This is a genomic window from Roseovarius salis, from assembly GCF_044472985.1.
Taxonomy (GTDB): domain Bacteria; phylum Pseudomonadota; class Alphaproteobacteria; order Rhodobacterales; family Rhodobacteraceae; genus Roseovarius; species Roseovarius salis.
Genome location: NZ_JBISDG010000005.1, coordinates 79,395 through 99,916, shown reverse-complemented (window position 1 = coordinate 99,916; position 20,522 = coordinate 79,395). Strand labels below are relative to the sequence as shown.

The following is a 20,522-nucleotide window of genomic DNA, read 5'->3' as shown; positions in this document are numbered from 1 at the left end:
GCCAATGGACAACGCGGGCGGAGAGGGCGCCGTCCTGGTCCTCAACGCCGGGTCGTCCTCGATCAAGGTCGCCGTGTTCGGCGGCGACCTGAGAGAGCATCTGCACGGCATGGCCGACGGAATCGGCGGCACCGGCGCGCTGAAGATCGGCAAGACATCCTGCAAGGCGGATTTCCCCGATCACGCGGCGGCACTCGACGCGCTGCTGGAGGGGCTGGCGGATCACGGTATCAAGCCGTGCAGTCTGCGCGCGGCGGCGCACCGGGTGGTTCATGGAGGCACGGAGCTGACCGCGCCTGTGCGGGTCACCGGTGACGTGCTGGCCGCGATCCGGCGCTGCGTGTCGCTGGCGCCACTGCACAATCCGCACAACCTTGCCGCCATCGAGACGCTGATGGAACGCGCGCCCGCCCTGCCGCAATGCGCCAGTTTCGACACCGGGTTTCACGCCACGAACCCCGAGGTCGCGCAGCGCTATGCCCTGCCCCCCGGCGCGGAGGCGCGCGGACTCCGGCGCTACGGGTTTCACGGCCTCTCCTACGCTGCACTGGTGGACGCGCTGCCGGGGATAGCCGGCGGCCCCCTGCCCCGTCGCCTGCTGGCCTTTCACCTTGGCAATGGCGCGTCGGCCTGTGCCATCCGCGACGGGCGGTCGGTCGCCACGACCATGGGGTATTCACCGCTGGAGGGGCTGACCATGGGAACCCGCGTGGGAAGCATCGACGGCAACGCCGTGTTGCGACTGGCCCAGGAAGACGGGATCGCTGCAACGCACCGGATGCTGAACCGCGAAAGCGGGCTAAGGGGATTGTCCGGCGGGGAGTCGGACATGCGCGCGCTGCTGGAGGATGACGGCCCGCGCAGCCGCTTCGCGGTCGCGCATTTCTGTTACTGGGCCATCCGGCATGGCGGATCGCTCGTCGCCGCGATGGAAGGGCTGGACGCCATCGCCTTCACCGGCGGGATCGGGGAAAATTCGGCGCATGTGCGCGCCCGCATCGTCGAGGGGCTGGAGTGGCTGGGCGCACGATTGAACCCGGCGGCAAACGAACGCGGCGATGCGCGGCTGCACGCACCCGATTCCCGCGTGGGCTGCTGGATCGCTCCCGCGGCCGAGGAGCGCCGCATCGCGGCCGATGCGCTGGCGCTGATCGGGGGTCAGCCACCTGAATCGAGGGAAATCCGCTCATCAAATTCGCGATGATTCAAACAGGTGTTCGGAAAATCCGAACGAGAAAGAAAATGGTCGCGGGCCAAAAACAACTGCCCTAACGTGGCGCCGGACAGGGAGATAACGCGCTGATGAGTTTCGAGGAACCGCGGATCGACACCTCGCCGAAGGTATCGGACGAGGTACGCAAGACCACCTGCTACATGTGCGCCTGCCGTTGCGGGATCGACGTGCACATCAAGGATGGGCGTGTCGCCTATATCGAGGGCAACCGCGACCATCCGGTCAACAAGGGCGTGCTCTGCGCCAAGGGGTCGGCAGGCATCATGCAGGTCAACGCGCCCTCGCGCCTGCGCGCGCCGCTCAAGCGCGTGGGGCCCCGCGGATCGGGCGAATTCGAGGAAATCAGCTGGGACGAGGCGCTGGAAATCGCAAGCGGCTGGCTGGGGCGCATCCGCAAGGAGGACCCCGCGAAGCTGGCCTTCTTCACCGGCCGTGATCAGAGCCAGTCCTTCACCAGCTATTGGGCGCAGAATTTCGGAACGCCCAACTATGCCGCGCATGGCGGGTTCTGCTCGGTCAACATGGCCGCCGCCGGAATTTACACCATGGGCGGGGCGTTCTGGGAATTCGGACAGCCCGACTGGGAACGCACCAAGCTGTTCATGATCTTCGGCGTGGCCGAGGACCATGACAGCAACCCCATCAAGATGGGGCTCGGGCGGCTGAAGGAGCGCGGCGCGAAGGTGATCGGGGTGAACCCGATCCGCTCGGGCTACAACGCCGTGGCCGATGAATGGGTGGGGATCACGCCGGGCACCGACGGGCTGTTCATCCTGTCGATCGTGCACTGCCTGTTGAAGGCAGGCAAGATCGACCTCGATTACCTTGCCCGTTACACCAACGCGGCGCACGTGGTGAACCGCGACTCCAAGTCGCCCGAGTTCGGGCTGTTCCTGCGGGACGCCGACGGCAAGCCGCAGGTGATCGACCGCGCCACGGGCGAGCTGGCACCGTTCGACGCACCGGGTGTGCGCCCGGACCTGTCCGCGACCTACCGGCAGGGCAAGATAACCCACAAGCCCGTGATGCACCTGATCGCGTCGCGCTACATGGGCCGTGACTATGCCCCGGAAACCGTGGCCGAGCGGTGCGGCGTCAAGGCCGAGAAGATCCGCGCCATCGCGGCGGAGCTGGCGCGCGTGGCCTTCGAGGAAGAGATCGTGCTGGAGCGGGAATGGACAGATTTCCGCGGCGAAAAACACGCGGTGATGAAGGGCCGCCCGGTGAGCTTTCACGCCATGCGCGGCATCAGCGCCCATTCCAACGGGTTCCAGACCTGCCGGGCGCTGCACATGCTGCAGATCCTGCTGGGCTCTGTCGAGGTGCCGGGGGGCTTTCGGTTCAAGCCGCCCTACCCCAAGCCGGTCAGCGCCCACCCCACGCCGCATTGCAAGTCGCAGCCCGACTGTCCGCTGGACGGGCCGCACCTCGGCTTTCCGCGCGGGCCGGAGGACCTTGCGCTGGCCGATGACGGCAACCCGGCGCGCATCGACAAGGCGTTCTCGTGGGAAAACCCGCTGAGCGCGCACGGGCTGATGCACATGGTCATCTCCAACGCCCATGCGGGCGATCCCTATCCGATCGACACGCTGTTTCTGTACATGGCGAACATGGCGTGGAACTCGTCGATGAACACGTCGCGTGTCATGGATATGCTGACCGACACCGACGAGGACGGCGAGTACGTCATCCCGCGGATCATCTATTCCGATGCCTACAGCTCCGAGATGGTCGCCTATGCCGACCTCGTCCTGCCCGACACGACCTACCTGGAGCGCCATGACTGCATCAGCCTGCTGGACCGGCCGATCTGCGAGCCCGACGCCGCCGCCGATGCGATCCGCTGGCCCGTGGTGGAACCCGACCGCGACGTGCGCGGCTTCCAGACGGTGCTGATCCAGCTGGCGAACAAGCTGGGCCTGCCCGGCTTCACCGGCGAGGACGGAAACGCGAAATACGCCGATTACGCCGACTACATCACCAACCACGAGCGCAAGCCGGGTATCGGGCCGCTCGCCGGATGGCGCAGCGGCAAGGGCGGGCTGACCCACGGGCGCGGGGCCCCCAACCCCGCACAGCTCAACAGCTACATCGCCAATGGCGGGTTCTTCCTCAAGCACATCCCCGACGATGCCGCCTACATGAAGCCGTGGAACATGGCATATCAGAAATGGGCGGTGGATCTTGGGCTGTACGACACGCCGCAGCCCTATGTTTTCGACCTCTACGTCGAACCCATGCGAAAGTTCCAGCTGGCCGCCGAGGGGCACGGCACGCGCCAGCCGCCCGACCACCTGCGCGCCCAGCTCAAGGCGGCGATGGACCCGCTGCCCATCTGGTATCCGCCGCTGGAGGACGGCCACATGGATACACGGGACTACCCGCTGCACGCGCTGACGCAGCGGCCCATGGCGATGTATCACAGCTGGGGGTCGCAGAACGCGTGGCTGCGTCAGGTCCACGGGGTGAACCCGCTCTACCTGCCCACCAAGGTGTGGGAGGATCACGGCTTTGCCGAGGGGGACTGGGCGCGCGTAACCTCTCCGCATGGCGAGATCGTGGTGCCGGTGGCGCACATGGCGGCGCTCAACGAGAACACCGTCTGGACGTGGAACGCCATCGGCAAGCGCAAGGGCGCGTGGGCGCTGGACAAGGACGCACCCGAGGCGACCAAGGGCTTCCTGCTCAACCACATCATCCACGAGTTGCTGCCGCCCCGTGGTGACGGGCTGCGCTGGTCGAACTCGGACCCGGTGACGGGACAGGCCGCGTGGTTCGACCTGCGCGTGCGGCTGGAGCGGGTACCGCCCGAGAGCGAGAGCCGGCCCGACTTCGGCCCGATCGGCTCGCCGGTGGCGCCGGGGCCGGAAGAGCTGCGCTGGAAGATCGGGAAATGAGGTACGCAATATTCCACGCGCTGATGCGGCTTAAGCGCCCGTTTTCAAGCGCCGCGCGCAAGCGACGTATGCGGCAGTTCATCGACCGGATGGGGATAACGGGCGGGGAGCGCATCATCGACCTCGGCGGGGCGCCGGGGTTCTGGGACGACTGCCCGCTCGCGCTGGACATCACGATCGTGAACCTGCCCGGTTTCAACCCGGAAACCGCGCCGCCATCGCATCATGCGCTACACCTCAGGGTTGGGGATGCCTGCAACGTGGATTTCGCCGGAGACATGAGTTTCGATATCGCGTTTTCCAACAGCGTGATCGAGCATGTGGGCGACGCGACCAAGCAGGCCGAGATGGCGCGCGAGGTGCGGCGTCTCGCCCCGGCCTACTGGGTGCAGACGCCCTCGATCTGGTTCCCGGTCGAGGCGCACAACCACATGCCGTTCTGGTGGTTCTATCCCGCGCCGCTCAAGCGCGTTTTCATCCGGCGCTGGCGCGCCAAGCTGCCGGCGTGGACGGAGATGGTCGAGACGACGACCGTGCTGTTGCGGTCGCAGCTGCAGAGGCTCTTTCCCGACGGCACGATCTGGACCGAGCGCAAGTTCGGCCTGCCGAAGTCCTATGTGGTCTACAAGCGCGGCGAGCGCGCGGAACGCGAAGAGAGGAGGTGAGCGAATGACGACGCTTCCGGACCGGACCGAGAAGAAGCTGGGGCTGGTGATCGACCTCGATACCTGCGTCGGCTGCCATGCCTGCGTGATTTCCTGCAAGGGCTGGAATACCGAGAACTACGGCGCGCCGCTGAGCGACCAGGACCCTTACGGCACCGATCCGACGGGGACGTTCCTCAACCGCGTGCACAGCTACGAGGTCCAGCCCGAGGACGGGCCCGCGCAGCTGGTGCATTTCCCCAAGTCCTGCCTGCACTGCGAGGACGCGCCCTGTGTCACCGTCTGCCCCACCGGGGCGAGCTACAAGCGCGCCGAGGACGGGATCGTTCTGGTCAATGAAAGCGACTGCATCGGCTGCGGGCTGTGCGCGTGGGCCTGCCCCTACGGCGCGCGCGAGATGGACGCTGCCGAAGGCGTGATGAAGAAGTGTACGCTGTGCGTGGACCGGATCTACAACACCCACCTGCCAGAGGAGGACCGCGTGCCCGCCTGCGTGCGCACCTGCCCCGCCGGCGCGCGGCATTTCGGCGATCTGGGCGACCCCGAAAGCGCGGTGTCGAAGCTGGTGGAGGAGCGCGGCGGCATGGACCTGATGCCGGAACAGGGCACCAAGCCCGTCAACAAGTACCTGCCACCCCGGCCCCGCGACGAGATGGAGCAGGTCGACGTTCTGGCCCCCTACCTCGAACCGGTCGCGCAGGAAGCCAAGGGCTTCATCGGCTGGCTCGACAAGGCGCTGGAGAAGCTCTGATGCATCCGGCACCCTCGGTCATCATCTTCACCACGCTGTCGGGGCTGGGGTTCGGCCTGCTGGCATGGCTGGGGGCTGGATACCCGGCCGTGACCGGCTGGGTCGCCTTCGCCTTCTTCACCATCGCCTACGCGCTGGCCGTGGGCGGGCTGCTGGCCTCGACCTTCCACCTCGGCCGTCCCGAACGCGCGATCAAGGCATTCAGCCAGTGGCGCAGCTCGTGGCTGAGCCGCGAAGGCGTGGTGTCGGTCGCCGCGCTGGTCGTGATGGCCGTCTACGGCGCAGGGCTGGTTTTCTGGGGCGAGGCATGGCGCGCGCTTGGCGCGATCGGCGCGGCGCTGTCCGTGGGCACGGTCTACTGCACGGCCATGATCTATGCCCAGCTGGACACCGTGCCGCGCTGGAAGACCTGGCTGACCCCGGCGCTGTTCCTGTCGCTTTCGCTGGCGGGGGGCGCCCTGCTGGCCGGGCAGGTGACAGCGGCGCTGGTGCTGCTGCCGCTGGCGGGGCTCGTGCAGGTGGCGTGGTGGCTGCGCGGCGACGGCGCGCTGGCGCGCAGCGGCACCACCCTCGCCACGGCGACGGGGCTGGGCGACCGGGGCAAGGTGCGCTCCTTCGAGCCGCCGCACACGGGCACGAACTACCTCCTGCGGGAGTTCGCCTTCGAGGTCGGGCGCAAGCACGCGGCCAAGCTGCGGACGATCGCGCTGGTTCTGGGCTACGCGGTGCCGGCGGGCCTGCTGCTGGTACCGTTCGCGCACGCGCTCGCGGCGGTGGCGGTTCTCAGCCATCTGGCCGGGGTGGCGGCGTCGCGCTGGCTGTTCTTCGCCGAGGCCGAACATGTGCTGGCGCTCTATTACGGAAAGCGGTGAGCCGGGGGCGCTCATCGGGCCTGACGGCCCTCTTCGCGCGGAAACGCCCGACGGCCCGGTTCACCCCCACCCGTCGGTGAGGTCGTCGTAGAACGGGTCGAGCCGTTTCTCGCGAAAGCGTTTCCAGCGCACGCGGATCGCCCAGAAAACCGCGAACAGCACCGTGAGCACGATGATGTTGAACCACGGGATCATCCGCACGTCTGGTCCCGAGACCGGCCAAACGCTCACCGCGTTGGGAAAGATCGAGAGGAACTCGTTGCGCCAGCCATAATGCCGGATCGCGACCCAGTCCGGCTCGGCCGCCGTCGACCGGAGGTTCGCCGCCTCGGCCTGGAGGTTGGAGGTGTCGAACTTGAAATAGGGCGGCCAGCCCCAGCCCGTGTCCTCGTTGCGATAGACCATCACCTCGTCGTCGGGCATCACCGTCTGGATGAAAAAGACGTCGCGGTTGGCGGTGCCCTCGGCCATGCCGGAATGCGGCGAGGCCCAGAAGATCGAGTTCTCCCCGAAATCGACCCGTTTCTGGTAGGTGTCGGTAATCCGCACGATGTCCTTTTGCGGCAGCGTGTAGTGGAGAAAGGCCGCGACCAGCAGCCAGAACAGGAGGATGAAACCCCATTTCACATAGACCATCGCGACTCTCCGCCTTGCTTGTCCGGCCCTTTCGTGCGGGCACATATAAGCATTCCCCGTTGGTGGCGAACAGGGCCGAAAGGGTCAAGCGCGCAGGTTTCTTGAAAATGGCAGATGTGCCGATAGGATGCCGTCTGCGCAATTCGGCCCGATACGCGGCCACGTCCACCCGGGAAAAGGACCTCCGACATGAAACGAACGATCGCCATGGCATGCCTTGCCGCCCTCGGGGCGCAACCGCTGATGGCCGACGAGATCACGGACGCGCTGGAGAGCGCGATCACCGCCTACGAGGAGGGCGACACACAGTACGCCATCGAGGAGCTGGACTATGCCAAGCAGCAGCTGCTTGCGCTGAGGACGGACGCCCTCGTGGAGTTCCTGCCCGCAGCGCCCGAGGGATGGAGCCGCGAGGTGAATACCAAGATGAACGCCGGGCTGGCGATGATGGGCGGCGGCACCGGGGCCGAAGCGACGTATGAAGGCGACGGACAGAGCATCACGGTGTCGATCATGGCCGACAACCCGATGGTCGGCGCCGTATCCGGCATGATCGCGAACGCCGCGATGATGGGCGCCACGATCGAGCGCGTCGGCCGGCAGAAGTTCATGGTCAACGATGGCGAGATCAACGGGCTCGTGGACAAGCGTATTCTGGTCAAGGCGACGGGCGGCAAGGTCGAGGACATGCTGGCCCTGCTGGAGACCATCGATTACCGCGGCCTGCGCCGCTTCGGCATCTGAATGCCGCGCCCCCCGCACCACGCGGCGGGCGCGGGCCCGGTCACCCCACCACGTTGAAGCCGGGGCCGTAGGGGTATCCGGTAATGTTTTCGTGGCCGTCCCCGGTGATGATCAGCACGTCATGTTCGCGGTAGCCGCCGGCGTCCGGCTGGCCTGCGGGAATTGTCAGCATCGGCTCCATCGAGATCACCATGCCGGGCTGCAGCACCGTGTCGATGTCCTCGCGCAGCTCCAGCCCCGCCTCACGCCCGTAATAGTGGCTGAGGATGCCAAAGGAATGGCCGTAGCCGAAAGTGCGGTATTGCAGCAGGTCGCGCTCCTCGAGAAAGGCGTTGATGGCATGGGTGACCTCGGCGCAGCTCACGCCGGGCTTGAGCAGGGACATGCCGTATTCGTGGGCGGCCACGTTGGCCTGCCAGATCCTGAGCGCGGCGTCATCGACCTCGCCCACGAACATCGTCCGTTCCAGCGCCACGTAATAGCCCGAGACCATCGGGAAGGTGTTGAGGCTGAGGATGTCGCCACGCTGCAACCGCCGCGAGGTGACCGGGTTGTGGGCGCCGTCGGTGTTGATCCCCGACTGTAACCAGACCCAGGTGTCGCGGTACTCGGCATCGGGAAAGACGCGGGCGATCTCGGTCTCCATCGCGTCGCGCCCGGCCATCGCCACGTCGATCTCGCGCGCGCCCTCGCGGACGGCCTCGCGGATTGCATGGCCGCCGACATCGGCGATGGCCGTGCATTTGCGGATCAGCGCGATCTCGGCTGCGGACTTCATCATCCTTTGCCGCATCGCCGCCGGGGCGATGTCCATCATGGTGACGGGGCGCAGGAAGTCCTCCAGCTTGTCGCGAGCCTGCAACGTCAGGTGGTCTCCCTCGTAGCCGATCACCGCGCCCTCGCCCGTGACATGCCGCACCGCGCGCCAGAAATTGTCGCGCTGCCAGTCGGTGTAGGTGATGTTGTCGCCAACCGACCGGCGCCATGGCTGGCCCGCATCGATACCCGCCGAGATGGTCACGCAGGCGCCGTGGGTGACGACACAGGCATAAGGCCGGCCGAAGGAACAATACAGAAAGCCCGAGTAATAGGCGACGTTGTGCATCGAGGTGAAGACACAGGCACTCACCCCGACCTCCTCCATCGTCGCCCGCAGGTCCGCGAGGCGCGTCTCGTACTCGGCCGCGGCAAAGGGCAAGGCGGCCTTCTCGCCATTGTGGAAACGGTAGAATTCTGGGCGTTCAGTCATTTCAGACCCTCCTGCAAAAGGACAGGTCCCGGCGTTCAGGACTGTTCGGGAATAGGCCCCAAGGGGGCGACGCCATCGCCCGGGCCAACGGCCTTGTTGCCGATTCCGCACGATCTGGCAAGACTGTCGGCGACAAAGGGAGGCGCGATTTGACGGAACTCTACCAAACGGGGCCGCTGAACCTCGTGACGGACGTGGCCGGGCTGCGCGTGGGTAATGCCGCCGACCAGCGCGCCAAGACGGGCACGACAGTGCTGGTGGGCGGGCAGCCCTTCACCGCCGGGGTGCATGTGATGGGCGGGGCACCCGGCACGCGCGAGACCGATCTGCTGGCCCCCGACAAGACGGTGCAGGAGGTGGACGCGCTGGTGCTGTCGGGCGGCTCGGCGTTCGGGCTCGACGCCGCCTCCGGCGTGGCCGAGGGGTTGCGCGCCGCGGGGCGCGGCTTCGAGGTGGGCGGGGTACGGGTGCCGATCGTGCCCGCGGCGATCCTGTTCGACCTGCTCAACGGCGGCGAGACGGACCCTGCCGAAACCCCCTACAAGCGGCTCGGGCGGGCGGCGCTCGACGCGGCGGACCGGCGCTTCACGCTCGGCACCGCCGGCGCGGGCACCGGGGCGACCACCGCCAACCTCAAGGGCGGGCTTGGCTCGGCCTCCGTCCGGCTGGCGTCCGGCCACGTGGTAGGGGCGCTGGTGGCCGTCAATGCCCTGGGCTCGGCCATCGTGGGCGGGGGGGCGCATTTCCACGCCGCCCCCTTCGAGATCGGGGGTGAGTTCGGCGGGCGCGGACCGGCCCCGGCGCATCCGCCGCCCGGGCCGCCGGAGACCAAGCCGGGGCCGGGCGGCAACACCACCATCGGGATCGTGGCAACCGACGCGGCCCTGAGCCAGGCCCAGTGCACGCGCATGGCCACCGCCGCGCATGACGGGATCGCCCGCGCGCTTTTGCCCGCGCACACGCCGCTCGACGGCGACCTGATCTTTGCCGCCGCGACCGGGGAGATGCCGCTGGCCGATCCCCTGGCCGGACCGCTGGAGCTGGGCCACGCGGCGGCGGTCTGCATGGCGCGGGCCATTGCACGCGGCGTTCACGAGGCAACACCGGAGAAAGGCGATCTACTGCCGTGCTGGCGGGACAGGTTCGAATGAGAGGTGCCGACATCGCCCCACTCCGGCCGGGGCACGGGCCGCGTTCGCCAGGCCGGGAGTATTTGGGGCAAGATGAAGGGCGGACGGGTCTTGATCCTGCCGGGCATGACGGGAGTCCGACCGCCAGGCGGGAACCGCCACTGCCCCCGCGCCCCTTGATAGCGGGCGGGAGAGGCTGTATCTGGACGGGATGACCCGGATTTTCGACATGGACGACCGCGCGCGCCTGCCTTGGCGGTTCTTCGGCGCGACGCGGACGGTGCTCGCGCGTCTATAGCGTGCACGTCCTGTCGCTCTTCGCATTTCCGCCAGACACACCGGAGTTTTCCGCATGTCCCCCAAGACGCTCTACGACAAGATCTGGGATGCCCACCTCGTCCACGAGGCCGAGGACGGCACCTCGCTGCTCTATATCGACCGCCACCTCGTCCACGAGGTGACCAGCCCGCAGGCCTTCGAGGGACTGCGCATGGCAGGCCGCACCGTGCGCGCCCCGGAGAAAACCATCGCCGTGCCCGACCACAACGTGCCTACCACGCCCGACCGCGTGCAGGGCATCAAGAACACGGAAAGCCGCATCCAGGTCGAGGCGCTGGACCGCAACGCCGAGGAGTTCGGCGTCAATTACTACCCCGTCAACGACATCCGCCAGGGCATCGTGCACATCGTCGGCCCCGAGCAGGGCTGGACGCTGCCGGGGATGACCGTGGTCTGCGGCGACAGCCACACCGCGACGCACGGCGCCTTCGGCGCGCTGGCGCACGGGATCGGCACCAGCGAGGTGGAGCACGTTCTGGCCACCCAGACGCTGATCCAGACCAAGTCGAAGAACATGAAGGTGGAGATCACCGGCCAGCTGCGCCCCGGCGTCACCGCCAAGGACATCACGCTGTCGATCATCGGGCAGACCGGAACGGCGGGCGGCACCGGCTACGTCATCGAGTATTGCGGCGAGGCGATCCGCTCGCTTTCGATGGAGGGGCGGATGACGGTCTGCAACATGGCGATCGAAGGCGGTGCGCGCGCCGGGCTGATCGCGCCTGACGAGACCACCTTCGAGTATATCAAGGGCCGTCCCCACACGCCGAAGGGCGCGCAATGGGAGGCCGCGATGGCGTGGTGGCAGACGCTCTATTCCGATCCGGACGCGCACTGGGACAAGGTGGTGACCATCCGCGGCGAGGATATCGCGCCGGTGGTGACGTGGGGCACGAGCCCCGAGGACGTGCTGCCCATCGACGCGGCCGTGCCATCGCCTGACGATTTCGAGGGCGGCAAGGCCGAGGCCGCGAAACGCGCGCTGGAATACATGGGGCTCGAACCGGGTACGCCGCTGTCGGAAATCGAGATCGACACCGTCTTCATCGGCTCCTGTACCAATGGCCGGATCGAGGATCTGCGCGCCGCCGCCAAGATCCTGAAGGGCAAGAAGATCAAGGAAGGGCTGCGCGCCATGGTCGTGCCCGGCTCGGGCCTCGTGCGGGCGCAGGCCGAGGAAGAGGGGCTGGCCGAGATTTTCCAGGACGCAGGCTTCGAGTGGCGGCTGGCGGGTTGTTCCATGTGCCTTGCCATGAACCCGGACCAGCTTAGCCCCGGCGAGCGGTGCGCGGCCACCTCGAACCGCAATTTCGAGGGCCGGCAGGGGCGCGGCGGGCGCACCCACCTGATGAGCCCGCAAATGGCCGCCGCGGCGGCGGTGACCGGCCGGCTGACCGACGTGCGCGAACTGATGTGAGGGCGCCGCTCGTCACGTCATTGGCGGGATTCCTTGCGATGACGGCCGCGATGCGCTGACGAGCGACCGGAGATAGGACAACGTTATGGAAAAATTCGAAAAACTCACCGGGATCGCGGCGCCGTTGCCGATCGTCAATGTCGATACCGACATGATCATCCCCAAGCAGTACCTCAAGACGATCAAGCGCACCGGGCTGGGCAAGGGTCTCTTCGACGAGATGCGCTATGCCGAGGATGGCAGCGAGAACCCCGATTTCGTGCTCAACAAGCCGCAATACCGCGAGGCGGAGATCCTGATTGCCGGCGACAATTTCGGCTGTGGGTCGAGCCGCGAGCACGCGCCGTGGGCGATCAAGGATTTCGGCATCCGGTGTGTGATCGCGCCCAGTTTCGCCGACATCTTCTACAACAACTGCTTCAAGAACGGCATCCTGCCCGTCGCCCTGCCACAGGAGCAGGTGGACGTGCTGATGAAGGATGCCGAGAAGGGCTCCAACGCGCGGATGACCGTGGACCTCGAGGCCCAGACCGTGACCACCTCGGAAGGCGAGACCTTCCATTTCGAGGTGGACGCGTTCAAGAAGCACTGCCTTCTGGAAGGGCTCGACGATATCGGCCTGACCATGGAAAAGGCCGATGCCATCGCCGCCTTCGAGGCGCGGGCAAAAGCCGAGCGGCCCTGGGCCTGACCGCACTCCTGCCATGTTCTTGACGCATTTGCCGCCGCCCGCCCCACCGGGCGGCGGCAGAAAGCCCATGGCGGCGCAAACTGACCCGCACGCGGCCGGGTCACATTTCGCACAACCGCGCAAGAATTTGTCCAGATATGGACAAGCTCACAACATGGGCAAATTTTCGTTTCAAAATTGATGTAATCCCGCACCAGTTAAATCATCAATTCGCCCCAAACCTGTGATGCGCTTGGCTGGGAGCTTGAGCCGATGCGCAAAAAGGGGCAAAATTTGGACAAGAATGAGGCAGGCCGCCGTAAGAAGCGGGCTCAAGTTGGAACAAAGAGGCGGCGTCGTACCGGCTCTGGCCAGTTTGAAGGGAACCGGGCAGTGATATCGCGGATCTTGTCTGCGCTCTTGCGCGCATATCTCGTGGCCGTGGTCGTCGCGCTGCCAGCCCTGTTCCTGCCCGACATCGCACCCGATACCGCTCAGATCGTCCTGATCGTCGCCTTGCTGGCGGCGCTTCTGACATTCATGGAGTATTTCGGCCGGTATCCCAGCATCGTGGAATTCCGGTTCGCCCCGCCGTTCAACCGCCTGAGATTTGCCGCCATAGCGCTCACCGTTGTCAGCCTCTCACTGATCATGCGCGGCAAGACGGACCCCGTGGCGCTCACGGCGCTCCTGACACAGTTGGGCGAAGGCGTGGGCCGCGCGCTCGACTTCCCATATTCGCCCGTCCGGCTCGCCGTGCTGATGCTGCCGGCGGATGCCGGGGCACAACAGGTTGCCGACATGCGCCTGACCGCCGGCGTGTGCTACGGGGTGTCGATGGCGATGATCGTGTTTTTCATCATCCTCGTGCGGAGCTTCAACTGGCCGGTCCGCCGGGGCACCTTCAACGTGTGGGTGAACCTGCCACTTTTCGACCCGACGAGCGGGGGTGACGTCGTGGAACGGCTCCGGCGCGAGGCGGGTGTTAACGTCCTGTTAGGCTTTTCCCTGCCATTCATCGTTCCGGTCATGGTGAAGATGCTCTCGCCGGGCACGAACCCGGGCCCGGCGATAGAGGCGCATACGCTGATTTGGATGATGACGGCATGGGCCCTTCTGCCCGCGAATGTCTTGATGCGCGGAATCGCGCTTTACCGCGTGGCCGCGCTGATCACGGCCAAGCGCCGCCGCGTCTACGGCCCGGACACCGGCGACGAGGCGCTTGGCAAGGCCTGATCGCCGCGTGCATCGCTTGTTTTTCGCTGACCGGTGCGCCGGCCGCGGACACGCTGCGCGTGGCAACGTTTCACACCGAACTGTCGCGCAAGGGCCCGGGCCTGTTGCTGCGCGACATCAAGAGTGGTGAGGACGCGCAGGTCGCCGCGGTGGCGCGTGTGGTCACGGCGGCGGCGCCGGATGTCCTCGTCCTGCAGGGGGTGGATTACGACCATGGTCTTGCGGCCCTGCACGCGCTGCGCGACTTGATCGCGCGGGCCGGCCCCGATTACCGCCATGTCTTTGCTCTGCGCCCCAATACGGGCATGGCCACCGGGCTGGATCTGGATGGCGACGGCCGTACCGGCGAACCGGAGGATGCGCAGGGATATGGCTGGTTCGCGGGCGAGGGCGGCATGGCCATCCTGTCACGCCACCCTGTTGACGAGAGCGGCGCGCGGGACTTCGCCGGCCTTTTGTGGCGTGACCTGCCCGGCGCGATCCCGCCTGAGGGCATGGCGCCCGGGATCATGGCGGTGCAACGGCTTTCGCGCGTGGGCCATTGGGCCGTCCCGCTGCGGATACGCGGAGAGACCGTGACCCTCCTGACATTCCATGCCTCGCCGCCGGTGTTCGACGGGCCCGAGGACCGCAACGGCCGGAGGAACCACGATGAGATCCTGTTTTGGCAGCACTATCTTGACGGCGCCTTCGGCCCGCCCCCGCGGGGGCGGTTCATTCTCGCCGGTAACGCCAATCTCGACCCGCTTGACGGTGACGGCCGCAAGACCGCCATTCGCCGCCTGCTCGGGGACCCGCGCCTGATCGATCCGGCGCCCCGCCGCCCTGGCCCGGTGACGGAGGCGCATGGCCACGCAGGGGACCCGGCGCTAGACACCGCGGCCTGGCCGGGGCCGGAGCCCGGGCACCTCCGGGTGAGCTACGTTCTGCCCTCGTCCGATTTCCGCGTCGCGGGGGCGGGTGTTCACTGGCCAAACGAAGGACAGGCAGCGGCCACGACAGCGGCCGCCAGCCGTCACAGGCTGGTCTGGGCGGACCTTGTCATCGACTGGTAAGCCGCCTTTCTTGACCCTCCCCCGGCTTCGGGCTAGGCGATGACGGCGATATTTCCGTCGAAAAGGACTGCCCCATGACCAACCCTTCGCTTCTCATCCTGCCCGGTGACGGGATCGGCCCCGAGGTGATGGCGGAGGTCGCCCGGGTCATCGACTGGTTCGGCGACAGGCGCGGGCTGAGCTTCAATGTCAGCGAGGATCTGGTTGGCGGGGCGGCCTATGACGCCCACGGCACGCCGCTGGCCGACGTCACGATGGACAAGGCACAGCAGGTGGACGCAGTCCTGCTCGGCGCCGTGGGCGGCCCGAAATACGACACCCTCGATTTCAGCGAGAAACCCGAACGCGGCCTGCTGCGCCTGCGCAAGGAGATGGACCTGTTCGCCAACCTGCGCCCGGCACAGTGCTTCGACGCGCTGGCCGATTTCTCTTCGCTGAAACGCGAGGTGGTGTCGGGCCTCGACATCATGATCGTGCGCGAACTGACCAGCGGCGTCTATTTCGGCGAACCGCGCGGGATCTTCACGGAAGGCAACGAGCGCGTGGGCATCAACACCCAGCGTTACACCGAGTCGGAGATCGACCGCGTGGCGCGCGCGGCCTTCGAGCTGGCCCGCAAGCGGGGCAACAAGGTCTGCTCGATGGAAAAGGCGAACGTGATGGAATCCGGCGTTCTCTGGCGCGAGGTGGTGCAGAAGGTGCACGACGCCGATTACGCCGACGTCGAGCTGTCGCACATGTATGCCGACGCGGGCGCCATGCAGCTGTGCCGCTGGCCCAAGCAGTTCGACGTGATCGTGACCGACAACCTTTTCGGCGACCTGCTGTCGGACGCGGCAGCGATGCTGACAGGATCGCTCGGGATGCTGCCCTCGGCGTCCCTGGGCGCGCCTATGGCCAATGGCCGGCCCAAGGCGCTTTACGAGCCCGTGCATGGCAGCGCGCCCGACATCGCGGGCCAGGGCAAGGCGAACCCGATCGCCTGCATCCTCAGCTTTGCAATGGCACTGCGTTATTCCTTCGACGCGGGCGAGGAGGCCGCGCGGCTGGAGCGCGCCGTGGAAAAAGTGCTGGCCGAGGGCAATCGCACCGCCGACCTTTTGGGCGAGGAGGGCGTGACGCCCGTTTCGACCTCGGGCATGGGCGACGCCATCCTTGGCGCGCTGGACGCGACGCTCTGATTCCCGGACTAAGCCGGGGTTTACGCGCCGATGGCGACGGCCGGCCACGTGCCGGCCAGCCGGTCGGCCAGTGCGCCCTTTTTCTCGACAAGAACCCGCGGCGCCAGAGCGAAAGCGCGGTTTCGCAGGGCCGCACTGCTCTCGCGTGCCAGTTGCTCGGTCCTGCGCAGGGCCGAACGTGGCAGATCATGTGGTGCCTCGCGGCCGAGCGTATCCAACAAGACGGAAAGATCGTGATCGTCGCCCAGGGCCCCGGTCAGCTCGTGCAGTGTCTCCACCCGCGCCTTCATCGTTTCCGGCCGGGTTTCGGCAAGCAGCTCGCAGTGATAACGATGGTATTTCAGGCGCTTGCGCAGTTCATGCAAGCGCGCCGCGTCGTCCGGTCGCGTCTCGGCCTTCAGCCACGCCTTGCGGGCGCGCCCGTAGGTCCGCTTCACCCCCGAACGGATTGCCGCACGGTCGCTGCCGGTAACCGTCCAGTCCGGCAGCCGCTGCCGCAGGGCCCTCAGCCGCGCGGCGGCCTCGGCCGTCGCCTCTGGCAGATCGGCCTGCGCCATGATGTCGCCGTGCCGTCGCGCCGCCCAGTCCACGAGCGGGTCAAGGGTGGCATCGCCGTCCATGTCGGCCAGCCACTGCAAGGTGTCTGACAGCACCCGCGCATCGCGAACGCGGGAAAAAAGCCGGGCCGTGTCGCGCAGCGCGCGGTTCTCAGCCCCATACCGACCCGCCATGCCGTCGCGCGCCAACCGCAGGAGCGCGCGAAGTTTCTTGGTCCGCTTGCGCAGGTCATGGATCGCGGAATCGGGGTCGCCCCCGGTCGCGGCAAGTGACTCGAGCGCGCCGTCGATCTGACCCCGCGCCGTGGCCTGAAGCTCGGCGGTAAACGGCCGGTCCGGGTTGATGCGATATGCCGTTTCAGATCCCGCCATCGCCGCAGGTTTGTCGGCACTTCGCCCCGATTTCAAGTCTTGCAAAAGCCCCTTGTTGGGTATAACTCGCGGCGCACGGTCGGAGTGTAGCTCAGCCTGGTAGAGCACCGTCTTCGGGAGGCGGGGGTCGTAGGTTCGAATCCTGCCACTCCGACCAGTAATCGGCAAAACGCGGTCACCAACTCAAACCGGACCCGCCTGGGCGTTGCACTGCCCGGGTCAGAGCCGTTCCAGCGCCAGCGCGATGCCCTGGCCGCCGCCTATGCACATCGTCACCAGCGCCTTGGACCCGCCCGTTCGTTCCAGCTCGTAAAGGGCCTTGACCGTCAGGATCGCGCCGGTGGCGCCCACCGGATGCCCCAGGGCGATGGCCCCGCCATTGGGGTTTACCTTGGCCGGGTCGAGTCCGAGACCACGGTTGACCGCGACCGCCTGTGCCGCGAAGGCCTCGTTCGATTCGATCACGTCGAAATCCGTGACCGCGAGGCCGGTCTTTTCCATGAGCGACTGCACCGCCGGCACGGGCCCGATGCCCATGACCTCGGGGCGCACGCCGGCATGGGCGTATCCCAGCATGCGCGCCTTGGGCTTGAGCCCGGCATTCTCGGCTGCCTCGGCCCGGGCAAAGACCAGCGCGGCGGCACCGTCATTGATGCCACTGGCATTGCCTGCCGTGACCGTCCCATCCTTCTGAAAGACGGGTCGCAGCCCGGCGAGCGCCTCCTCGGTGGTTTCCTTGGGATGCTCGTCGGTATCGAAGGGGATCATCTCGCGCTTGACCCGCACCTCGATCGGGGCAATCTGGGCGGCGAAATGGCCTGCCTCGATCGCCCGCGCCGCGCGCCGCTGGCTCTCGGCGGCAAAGGCGTCCTGATCCTCGCGGGAGATGCCGTGCTCGGCCGCCACGTTCTCGGCGGTGTTGCCCATATGGCCGGTGCCGAAGGGGCAGCTGAGCGCGCCAACCATCATGTCGAGCGTCCTGACATCGCCCATCTTGGCGCCCCAGCGCTGCTCGGTGATGGCAAAAGGCGCGCGGCTCATGGATTCCGCCCCGCCCGCGAGGCCAAAATCGGCATCGCCCAGCATGAGAGACTGCATGACGGACGTGATGGCTTGCGCCCCCGATCCACAGAGGCGGTTGACGTTCATCGCCGGCGTTGTTTCGGGGATGCCCGCCTCGACGGCGGCAACACGGCTGAGGTACATGTCCTTCGGCTCGGTGTTGATGACGGTGCCATAGGCAACATGGCCGATCTGACCGGGCTCCACGCCCGAACGCTCCATCGCGTGCCGGGCCACGTGGGCGCCCAGCGTGATGGGCGGCGTGCCGGACAATTTGCCGCCGAATGTTCCGATGGCCGTGCGGGCGCCATCGAGCAGGACGATATCGGTCATGGTGCCTTCCTCCCGGATCCGTTTGGGAAAGCGTATACGGGCGCGCGGACAAATGGAACAGCTCGTGCGGCCCGCGCAACGGTCCGGCCGCGGCCATGCCTCAGGCCCGGCGGATCGGTTGTGGCCCGGCCTCGGTCAGCAGGCTGATGTCCGGTCCGTCGAAACGGGCAACGTTCAGTGGCCGTCCCCAGCCGGCCCCGCCGTCGAGATTGACACGGTTACCGAAATGCGTCGGTGTCTCGACGGGGGTGTGGCCGTGCACGATCAGCTTGCCGTGGTCGCGCGTGTCGGAAAGAAAGGGTTCGCGGATCCAGATCATGTCGCTTCTGTCCTGGTGCGATAGCGGCACGCCGGGGCGGATGCCGGCATGCACCAGGAAATGGTCCTGTGTCTCGTGGCAAAAGGGCAGGCCGGCGAGGAATTTCTTGTGGCGGCCGGGAACGCTGTCGGCCACCACCCGCCAGCCGGCAGCGTCGATGGGAATGTCGATGCCGTAGGAGCGCAGCGTTTCGATCCCGCCGAGATTGCCGCCCAGCCAACCCGCACCGGCGCGCAGATCGGTGTCGCCACGCTCGGCCGCGCGCAGGAAGTCGAGAAACATCTGGTCGTGATTGCCCCGCAGCACGATCCAGTCGCGCCCGGCCTCGATCCCGTCGATGATCGTCTGGATCACGCCGCGGCTGTCGGGGCCGCGGTCGACCAGATCACCAAGGAAAACGATTCGCGCGCCCCTGCCGCATTGCGCGTCTGCCAGCCGCAGAACGCGGTCCAGCTCTGCCTTTTGTCCATGAATATCCGGAATCACGAGAAACATCATGCGTTCAAGGTGATGATCCCGCCCCGTCACGACAACCCTGCACGTGCCGGTGGTCCGTGACGCGGTGCCATCGTCACTTGAAAATATTCCTTTTCTTGAATATAATGCTCGCAACACGCACCGGCCACCAGCGCGGCCGGGCCTACAACCGATCGTGACAAAAGGAGATACCGGATGCAGGACCGTTCCCGGCCTTACTGGCCACCGCTTCTGGCCGGGGTGGGCCTCGGCCTCGCCCTTCTGCTGACCTTCGTGATCACCGGGCACGGGCTCGGCGCGAGCGGGTTCTTCACCCGTGCAGCCGCGACCGCCGGGGGCTGGCTGATGCCGGAGGCCACGGCCGAAAATGCCTATCTCGGCCGTTACCTTCAGGCCGGGGCGCCGCTTTTGGGCTGGATCACATGGGAAGTGATCGGCCTCTTCGTCGGCGCGCTGCTGGGGAGCTACTCGGCGCGGCGCTTCCGCCCCTCGATCGAGCGCGGGCCGGGCACCGGCGCGGGCCTTCGGCTGGCGCTGGCGCTCGGGGGCGGCGTTCTGACCGGCTTCGGCGCACGGCTCGCGCGGGGCTGCACCTCGGGCCTTGGGCTGTCCGGGGGTGCGACGCTGGCTGTCGCCGCGTTCATTTTCCTCATCGCCTTCTTCATCGGGGGCTTTCTGTTTTCCATGCTGACGCGGAGGGTTTGGGAGTGATGGAACAACCGCTCTACGACAATGGCGTCGCCGCCGGGCTGCTGGCCGGTGTGCTGTTCGGCTACATGCTCGAGGCGGCCGGGTTCGCCAGCCCTCGCAAGCTGACCGCGCAGTTCCGGCTGCAGGATTGGTCGGTTTTCAAGGTGATGTTCACCGCCGTGATCGTGTCGGCGACGGGTCTTTGGCTGCTGGATGTTTTCGGCGTCTTCGGGCCTGACAAGGTCTACGTGCCCACGAGCTTCTTCTGGGCGATCGCGGCGGGCGGCCTGCTGATCGGCGCGGGGTTCGCCATCGGTGGCTACTGCCCCGGCACTTCGGTCGCCGGCCTTGCCTCCGGGCGGCTGGACGCGCTGGTCTTCATGCTGGGCATGGTTCTGGGCGTTGGCGTGTTCGCGTGGGCCTACGAGCCGCTCGAGGGGTTCTACCTCGCCGCGCAGGGCCCCAAGGGCCAGACCCTGCCGCAACTCTTCGGGGTGCCGACCTGGGTGATCCTCCTGGTGCTCGCCGCGCTGGCCGTGGCGGGATTCCGAATCGGCAGTCGGCTGGAACGCCGTTTCGGCGGACCGATCGGACCGGCCGGCACCGACGACACCGCCTGAAAACGCACGAAATTCG

Annotated in this window: 19 protein-coding genes and 1 tRNA gene; 15 read left to right on the top strand and 5 right to left on the bottom strand. The window is 67.0% G+C overall.

Going from position 1 to position 20,522, the window contains the following annotated elements:
• Positions 1-4: 4 nt before the first annotated feature.
• The 5 genes from ACH13J_RS03230 (at position 5) to ACH13J_RS03210 (ending at position 6,419) form a co-directional block, all read left to right on the top strand.
• Positions 5-1,204 carry an acetate/propionate family kinase gene (locus ACH13J_RS03230; RefSeq protein WP_397541874.1) on the top strand — a complete coding sequence of 400 codons (1,200 nt, stop codon included), beginning with the start codon at positions 5-7 and terminating at the stop codon, positions 1,202-1,204.
• 98 nt (positions 1,205-1,302) lie between these two features.
• Positions 1,303-4,131: a molybdopterin oxidoreductase family protein gene (locus tag ACH13J_RS03225; RefSeq protein ID WP_397541873.1), complete on the top strand. Its 2,829-nt coding sequence runs from the start codon at positions 1,303-1,305 to the stop codon at positions 4,129-4,131.
• Positions 4,128-4,796: a methyltransferase domain-containing protein gene (locus ACH13J_RS03220; RefSeq protein WP_397541872.1), complete on the top strand. Its 669-nt coding sequence runs from the start codon at positions 4,128-4,130 to the stop codon at positions 4,794-4,796. Before ACH13J_RS03225 ends, ACH13J_RS03220 begins: the two co-directional genes overlap by 4 nt.
• A 4-nt stretch (positions 4,797-4,800) precedes the next feature.
• Positions 4,801-5,547 (top strand): 4Fe-4S dicluster domain-containing protein, encoded by a 747-nt coding sequence (locus ACH13J_RS03215; RefSeq protein ID WP_397541871.1) that lies wholly within the window; start codon positions 4,801-4,803, stop codon positions 5,545-5,547.
• Positions 5,547-6,419: a dimethyl sulfoxide reductase anchor subunit family protein gene (locus tag ACH13J_RS03210; protein WP_397541870.1), complete on the top strand. Its 873-nt coding sequence runs from the start codon at positions 5,547-5,549 to the stop codon at positions 6,417-6,419. Before ACH13J_RS03215 ends, ACH13J_RS03210 begins: the two co-directional genes overlap by 1 nt.
• Positions 6,420-6,479: 60 nt before the next feature.
• Here ACH13J_RS03210 and ACH13J_RS03205 read toward each other — a convergent pair whose 3' ends face one another.
• Positions 6,480-7,055 carry a DUF1523 family protein gene (locus ACH13J_RS03205; protein ID WP_397541869.1) on the bottom strand — a complete coding sequence of 192 codons (576 nt, stop codon included), beginning with the start codon at positions 7,053-7,055 and terminating at the stop codon, positions 6,480-6,482.
• 189 nt (positions 7,056-7,244) lie between these two features.
• On the opposite strand from ACH13J_RS03205, the gene ACH13J_RS03200 reads away from it, so the two are divergent.
• Complete coding sequence (locus ACH13J_RS03200) at positions 7,245-7,799, top strand: hypothetical protein (RefSeq protein ID WP_397541868.1); 555 nt, start codon at positions 7,245-7,247, stop codon at positions 7,797-7,799.
• Positions 7,800-7,839: 40 nt separating this feature from the next.
• Here ACH13J_RS03200 and ACH13J_RS03195 read toward each other — a convergent pair whose 3' ends face one another.
• Complete coding sequence (locus ACH13J_RS03195; protein WP_397541867.1) at positions 7,840-9,048, bottom strand: M24 family metallopeptidase; 1,209 nt, start codon at positions 9,046-9,048, stop codon at positions 7,840-7,842.
• A gap of 149 nt (positions 9,049-9,197) precedes the next feature.
• On the opposite strand from ACH13J_RS03195, the gene ACH13J_RS03190 reads away from it, so the two are divergent.
• The 6 genes from ACH13J_RS03190 to leuB all read left to right on the top strand — a co-directional run bounded on the left by ACH13J_RS03190 (position 9,198) and on the right by leuB (position 16,076).
• Positions 9,198-10,199 carry a P1 family peptidase gene (locus tag ACH13J_RS03190; RefSeq protein WP_397541866.1) on the top strand — a complete coding sequence of 334 codons (1,002 nt, stop codon included), beginning with the start codon at positions 9,198-9,200 and terminating at the stop codon, positions 10,197-10,199.
• A 331-nt stretch (positions 10,200-10,530) separates the two neighbouring features.
• A complete protein-coding gene (gene leuC, locus ACH13J_RS03185) occupies positions 10,531-11,934 on the top strand; it encodes a 3-isopropylmalate dehydratase large subunit (RefSeq protein WP_397541865.1) in 1,404 nt (467 codons plus the stop codon).
• Positions 11,935-12,019: 85 nt separating this feature from the next.
• Entirely contained in the window at positions 12,020-12,625 is a 606-nt protein-coding gene (gene leuD, locus ACH13J_RS03180; RefSeq protein WP_397541864.1) for a 3-isopropylmalate dehydratase small subunit, read from the top strand.
• Positions 12,626-12,997: 372 nt separating this feature from the next.
• Complete coding sequence (locus ACH13J_RS03175; protein WP_397541863.1) at positions 12,998-13,840, top strand: hypothetical protein; 843 nt, start codon at positions 12,998-13,000, stop codon at positions 13,838-13,840.
• 59 nt (positions 13,841-13,899) lie between these two features.
• Positions 13,900-14,895, top strand: coding sequence for an endonuclease/exonuclease/phosphatase family protein (locus tag ACH13J_RS03170; protein ID WP_397541862.1), 996 nt, complete (start codon positions 13,900-13,902; stop codon positions 14,893-14,895).
• Positions 14,896-14,969: 74 nt separating this feature from the next.
• Positions 14,970-16,076 carry a 3-isopropylmalate dehydrogenase gene (leuB, locus tag ACH13J_RS03165; RefSeq protein ID WP_397541861.1) on the top strand — a complete coding sequence of 369 codons (1,107 nt, stop codon included), beginning with the start codon at positions 14,970-14,972 and terminating at the stop codon, positions 16,074-16,076.
• Between the two features lie 20 nt (positions 16,077-16,096).
• Here leuB and ACH13J_RS03160 read toward each other — a convergent pair whose 3' ends face one another.
• On the bottom strand, positions 16,097-17,005 hold the full coding sequence (locus ACH13J_RS03160; protein WP_397541860.1) for a CHAD domain-containing protein: 909 nt from the start codon (positions 17,003-17,005) through the stop codon (positions 16,097-16,099).
• Positions 17,006-17,085: 80 nt separating this feature from the next.
• Between ACH13J_RS03160 and ACH13J_RS03155 the strand changes: the two genes are divergently transcribed.
• Positions 17,086-17,162 (top strand) — tRNA-Pro (locus ACH13J_RS03155).
• 62 nt (positions 17,163-17,224) lie between these two features.
• Here ACH13J_RS03155 and ACH13J_RS03150 read toward each other — a convergent pair.
• Together ACH13J_RS03150 and ACH13J_RS03145 are read right to left on the bottom strand one after the other, a co-directional pair.
• On the bottom strand, positions 17,225-18,400 hold the full coding sequence (locus ACH13J_RS03150) for an acetyl-CoA C-acyltransferase family protein (RefSeq protein WP_397541859.1): 1,176 nt from the start codon (positions 18,398-18,400) through the stop codon (positions 17,225-17,227).
• 100 nt (positions 18,401-18,500) lie between these two features.
• On the bottom strand, positions 18,501-19,247 hold the full coding sequence (locus tag ACH13J_RS03145; RefSeq protein WP_397541858.1) for a metallophosphoesterase: 747 nt from the start codon (positions 19,245-19,247) through the stop codon (positions 18,501-18,503).
• A gap of 144 nt (positions 19,248-19,391) precedes the next feature.
• Here ACH13J_RS03145 and ACH13J_RS03140 point away from each other — a divergent pair, with 144 nt between their 5' ends.
• Together ACH13J_RS03140 and ACH13J_RS03135 are read left to right on the top strand one after the other, a co-directional pair.
• On the top strand, positions 19,392-19,907 hold the full coding sequence (locus ACH13J_RS03140) for a YeeE/YedE thiosulfate transporter family protein (protein WP_397541857.1): 516 nt from the start codon (positions 19,392-19,394) through the stop codon (positions 19,905-19,907).
• Positions 19,907-20,506, top strand: a complete 600-nt coding sequence (locus ACH13J_RS03135; protein ID WP_397541895.1) for a DUF6691 family protein — start codon at positions 19,907-19,909, stop codon at positions 20,504-20,506. The genes ACH13J_RS03140 and ACH13J_RS03135 overlap by 1 nt, the downstream gene beginning before the upstream one ends.
• The last annotated feature ends 16 nt before the right edge of the window (positions 20,507-20,522 follow it).

Excerpts from the sequence above, each read along its gene's own strand:
- ACH13J_RS03135 (WP_397541895.1), top strand. The coding sequence starts at position 19,907 with ATGGAACAACCGCTCTACGACAATGGCGTCGCCGCCGGGCTGCTGGCC.
- ACH13J_RS03215 (WP_397541871.1), top strand. The coding sequence starts at position 4,801 with ATGACGACGCTTCCGGACCGGACCGAGAAGAAGCTGGGGCTGGTGATC.
- ACH13J_RS03210 (WP_397541870.1), top strand. The coding sequence starts at position 5,547 with ATGCATCCGGCACCCTCGGTCATCATCTTCACCACGCTGTCGGGGCTG.
- ACH13J_RS03225 (WP_397541873.1), top strand. The coding sequence starts at position 1,303 with ATGAGTTTCGAGGAACCGCGGATCGACACCTCGCCGAAGGTATCGGAC.
- ACH13J_RS03160 (WP_397541860.1), bottom strand. The coding sequence starts at position 17,005 with ATGGCGGGATCTGAAACGGCATATCGCATCAACCCGGACCGGCCGTTT.
- leuC (WP_397541865.1), top strand. The coding sequence starts at position 10,531 with ATGTCCCCCAAGACGCTCTACGACAAGATCTGGGATGCCCACCTCGTC.
- ACH13J_RS03140 (WP_397541857.1), top strand. The coding sequence starts at position 19,392 with ATGCAGGACCGTTCCCGGCCTTACTGGCCACCGCTTCTGGCCGGGGTG.
- ACH13J_RS03200 (WP_397541868.1), top strand. The coding sequence starts at position 7,245 with ATGAAACGAACGATCGCCATGGCATGCCTTGCCGCCCTCGGGGCGCAA.
- ACH13J_RS03150 (WP_397541859.1), bottom strand. The coding sequence starts at position 18,400 with ATGACCGATATCGTCCTGCTCGATGGCGCCCGCACGGCCATCGGAACA.
- leuD (WP_397541864.1), top strand. The coding sequence starts at position 12,020 with ATGGAAAAATTCGAAAAACTCACCGGGATCGCGGCGCCGTTGCCGATC.
- ACH13J_RS03195 (WP_397541867.1), bottom strand. The coding sequence starts at position 9,048 with ATGACTGAACGCCCAGAATTCTACCGTTTCCACAATGGCGAGAAGGCC.
- leuB (WP_397541861.1), top strand. The coding sequence starts at position 14,970 with ATGACCAACCCTTCGCTTCTCATCCTGCCCGGTGACGGGATCGGCCCC.
- ACH13J_RS03205 (WP_397541869.1), bottom strand. The coding sequence starts at position 7,055 with ATGGTCTATGTGAAATGGGGTTTCATCCTCCTGTTCTGGCTGCTGGTC.
- ACH13J_RS03230 (WP_397541874.1), top strand. The coding sequence starts at position 5 with ATGGACAACGCGGGCGGAGAGGGCGCCGTCCTGGTCCTCAACGCCGGG.
- ACH13J_RS03220 (WP_397541872.1), top strand. The coding sequence starts at position 4,128 with ATGAGGTACGCAATATTCCACGCGCTGATGCGGCTTAAGCGCCCGTTT.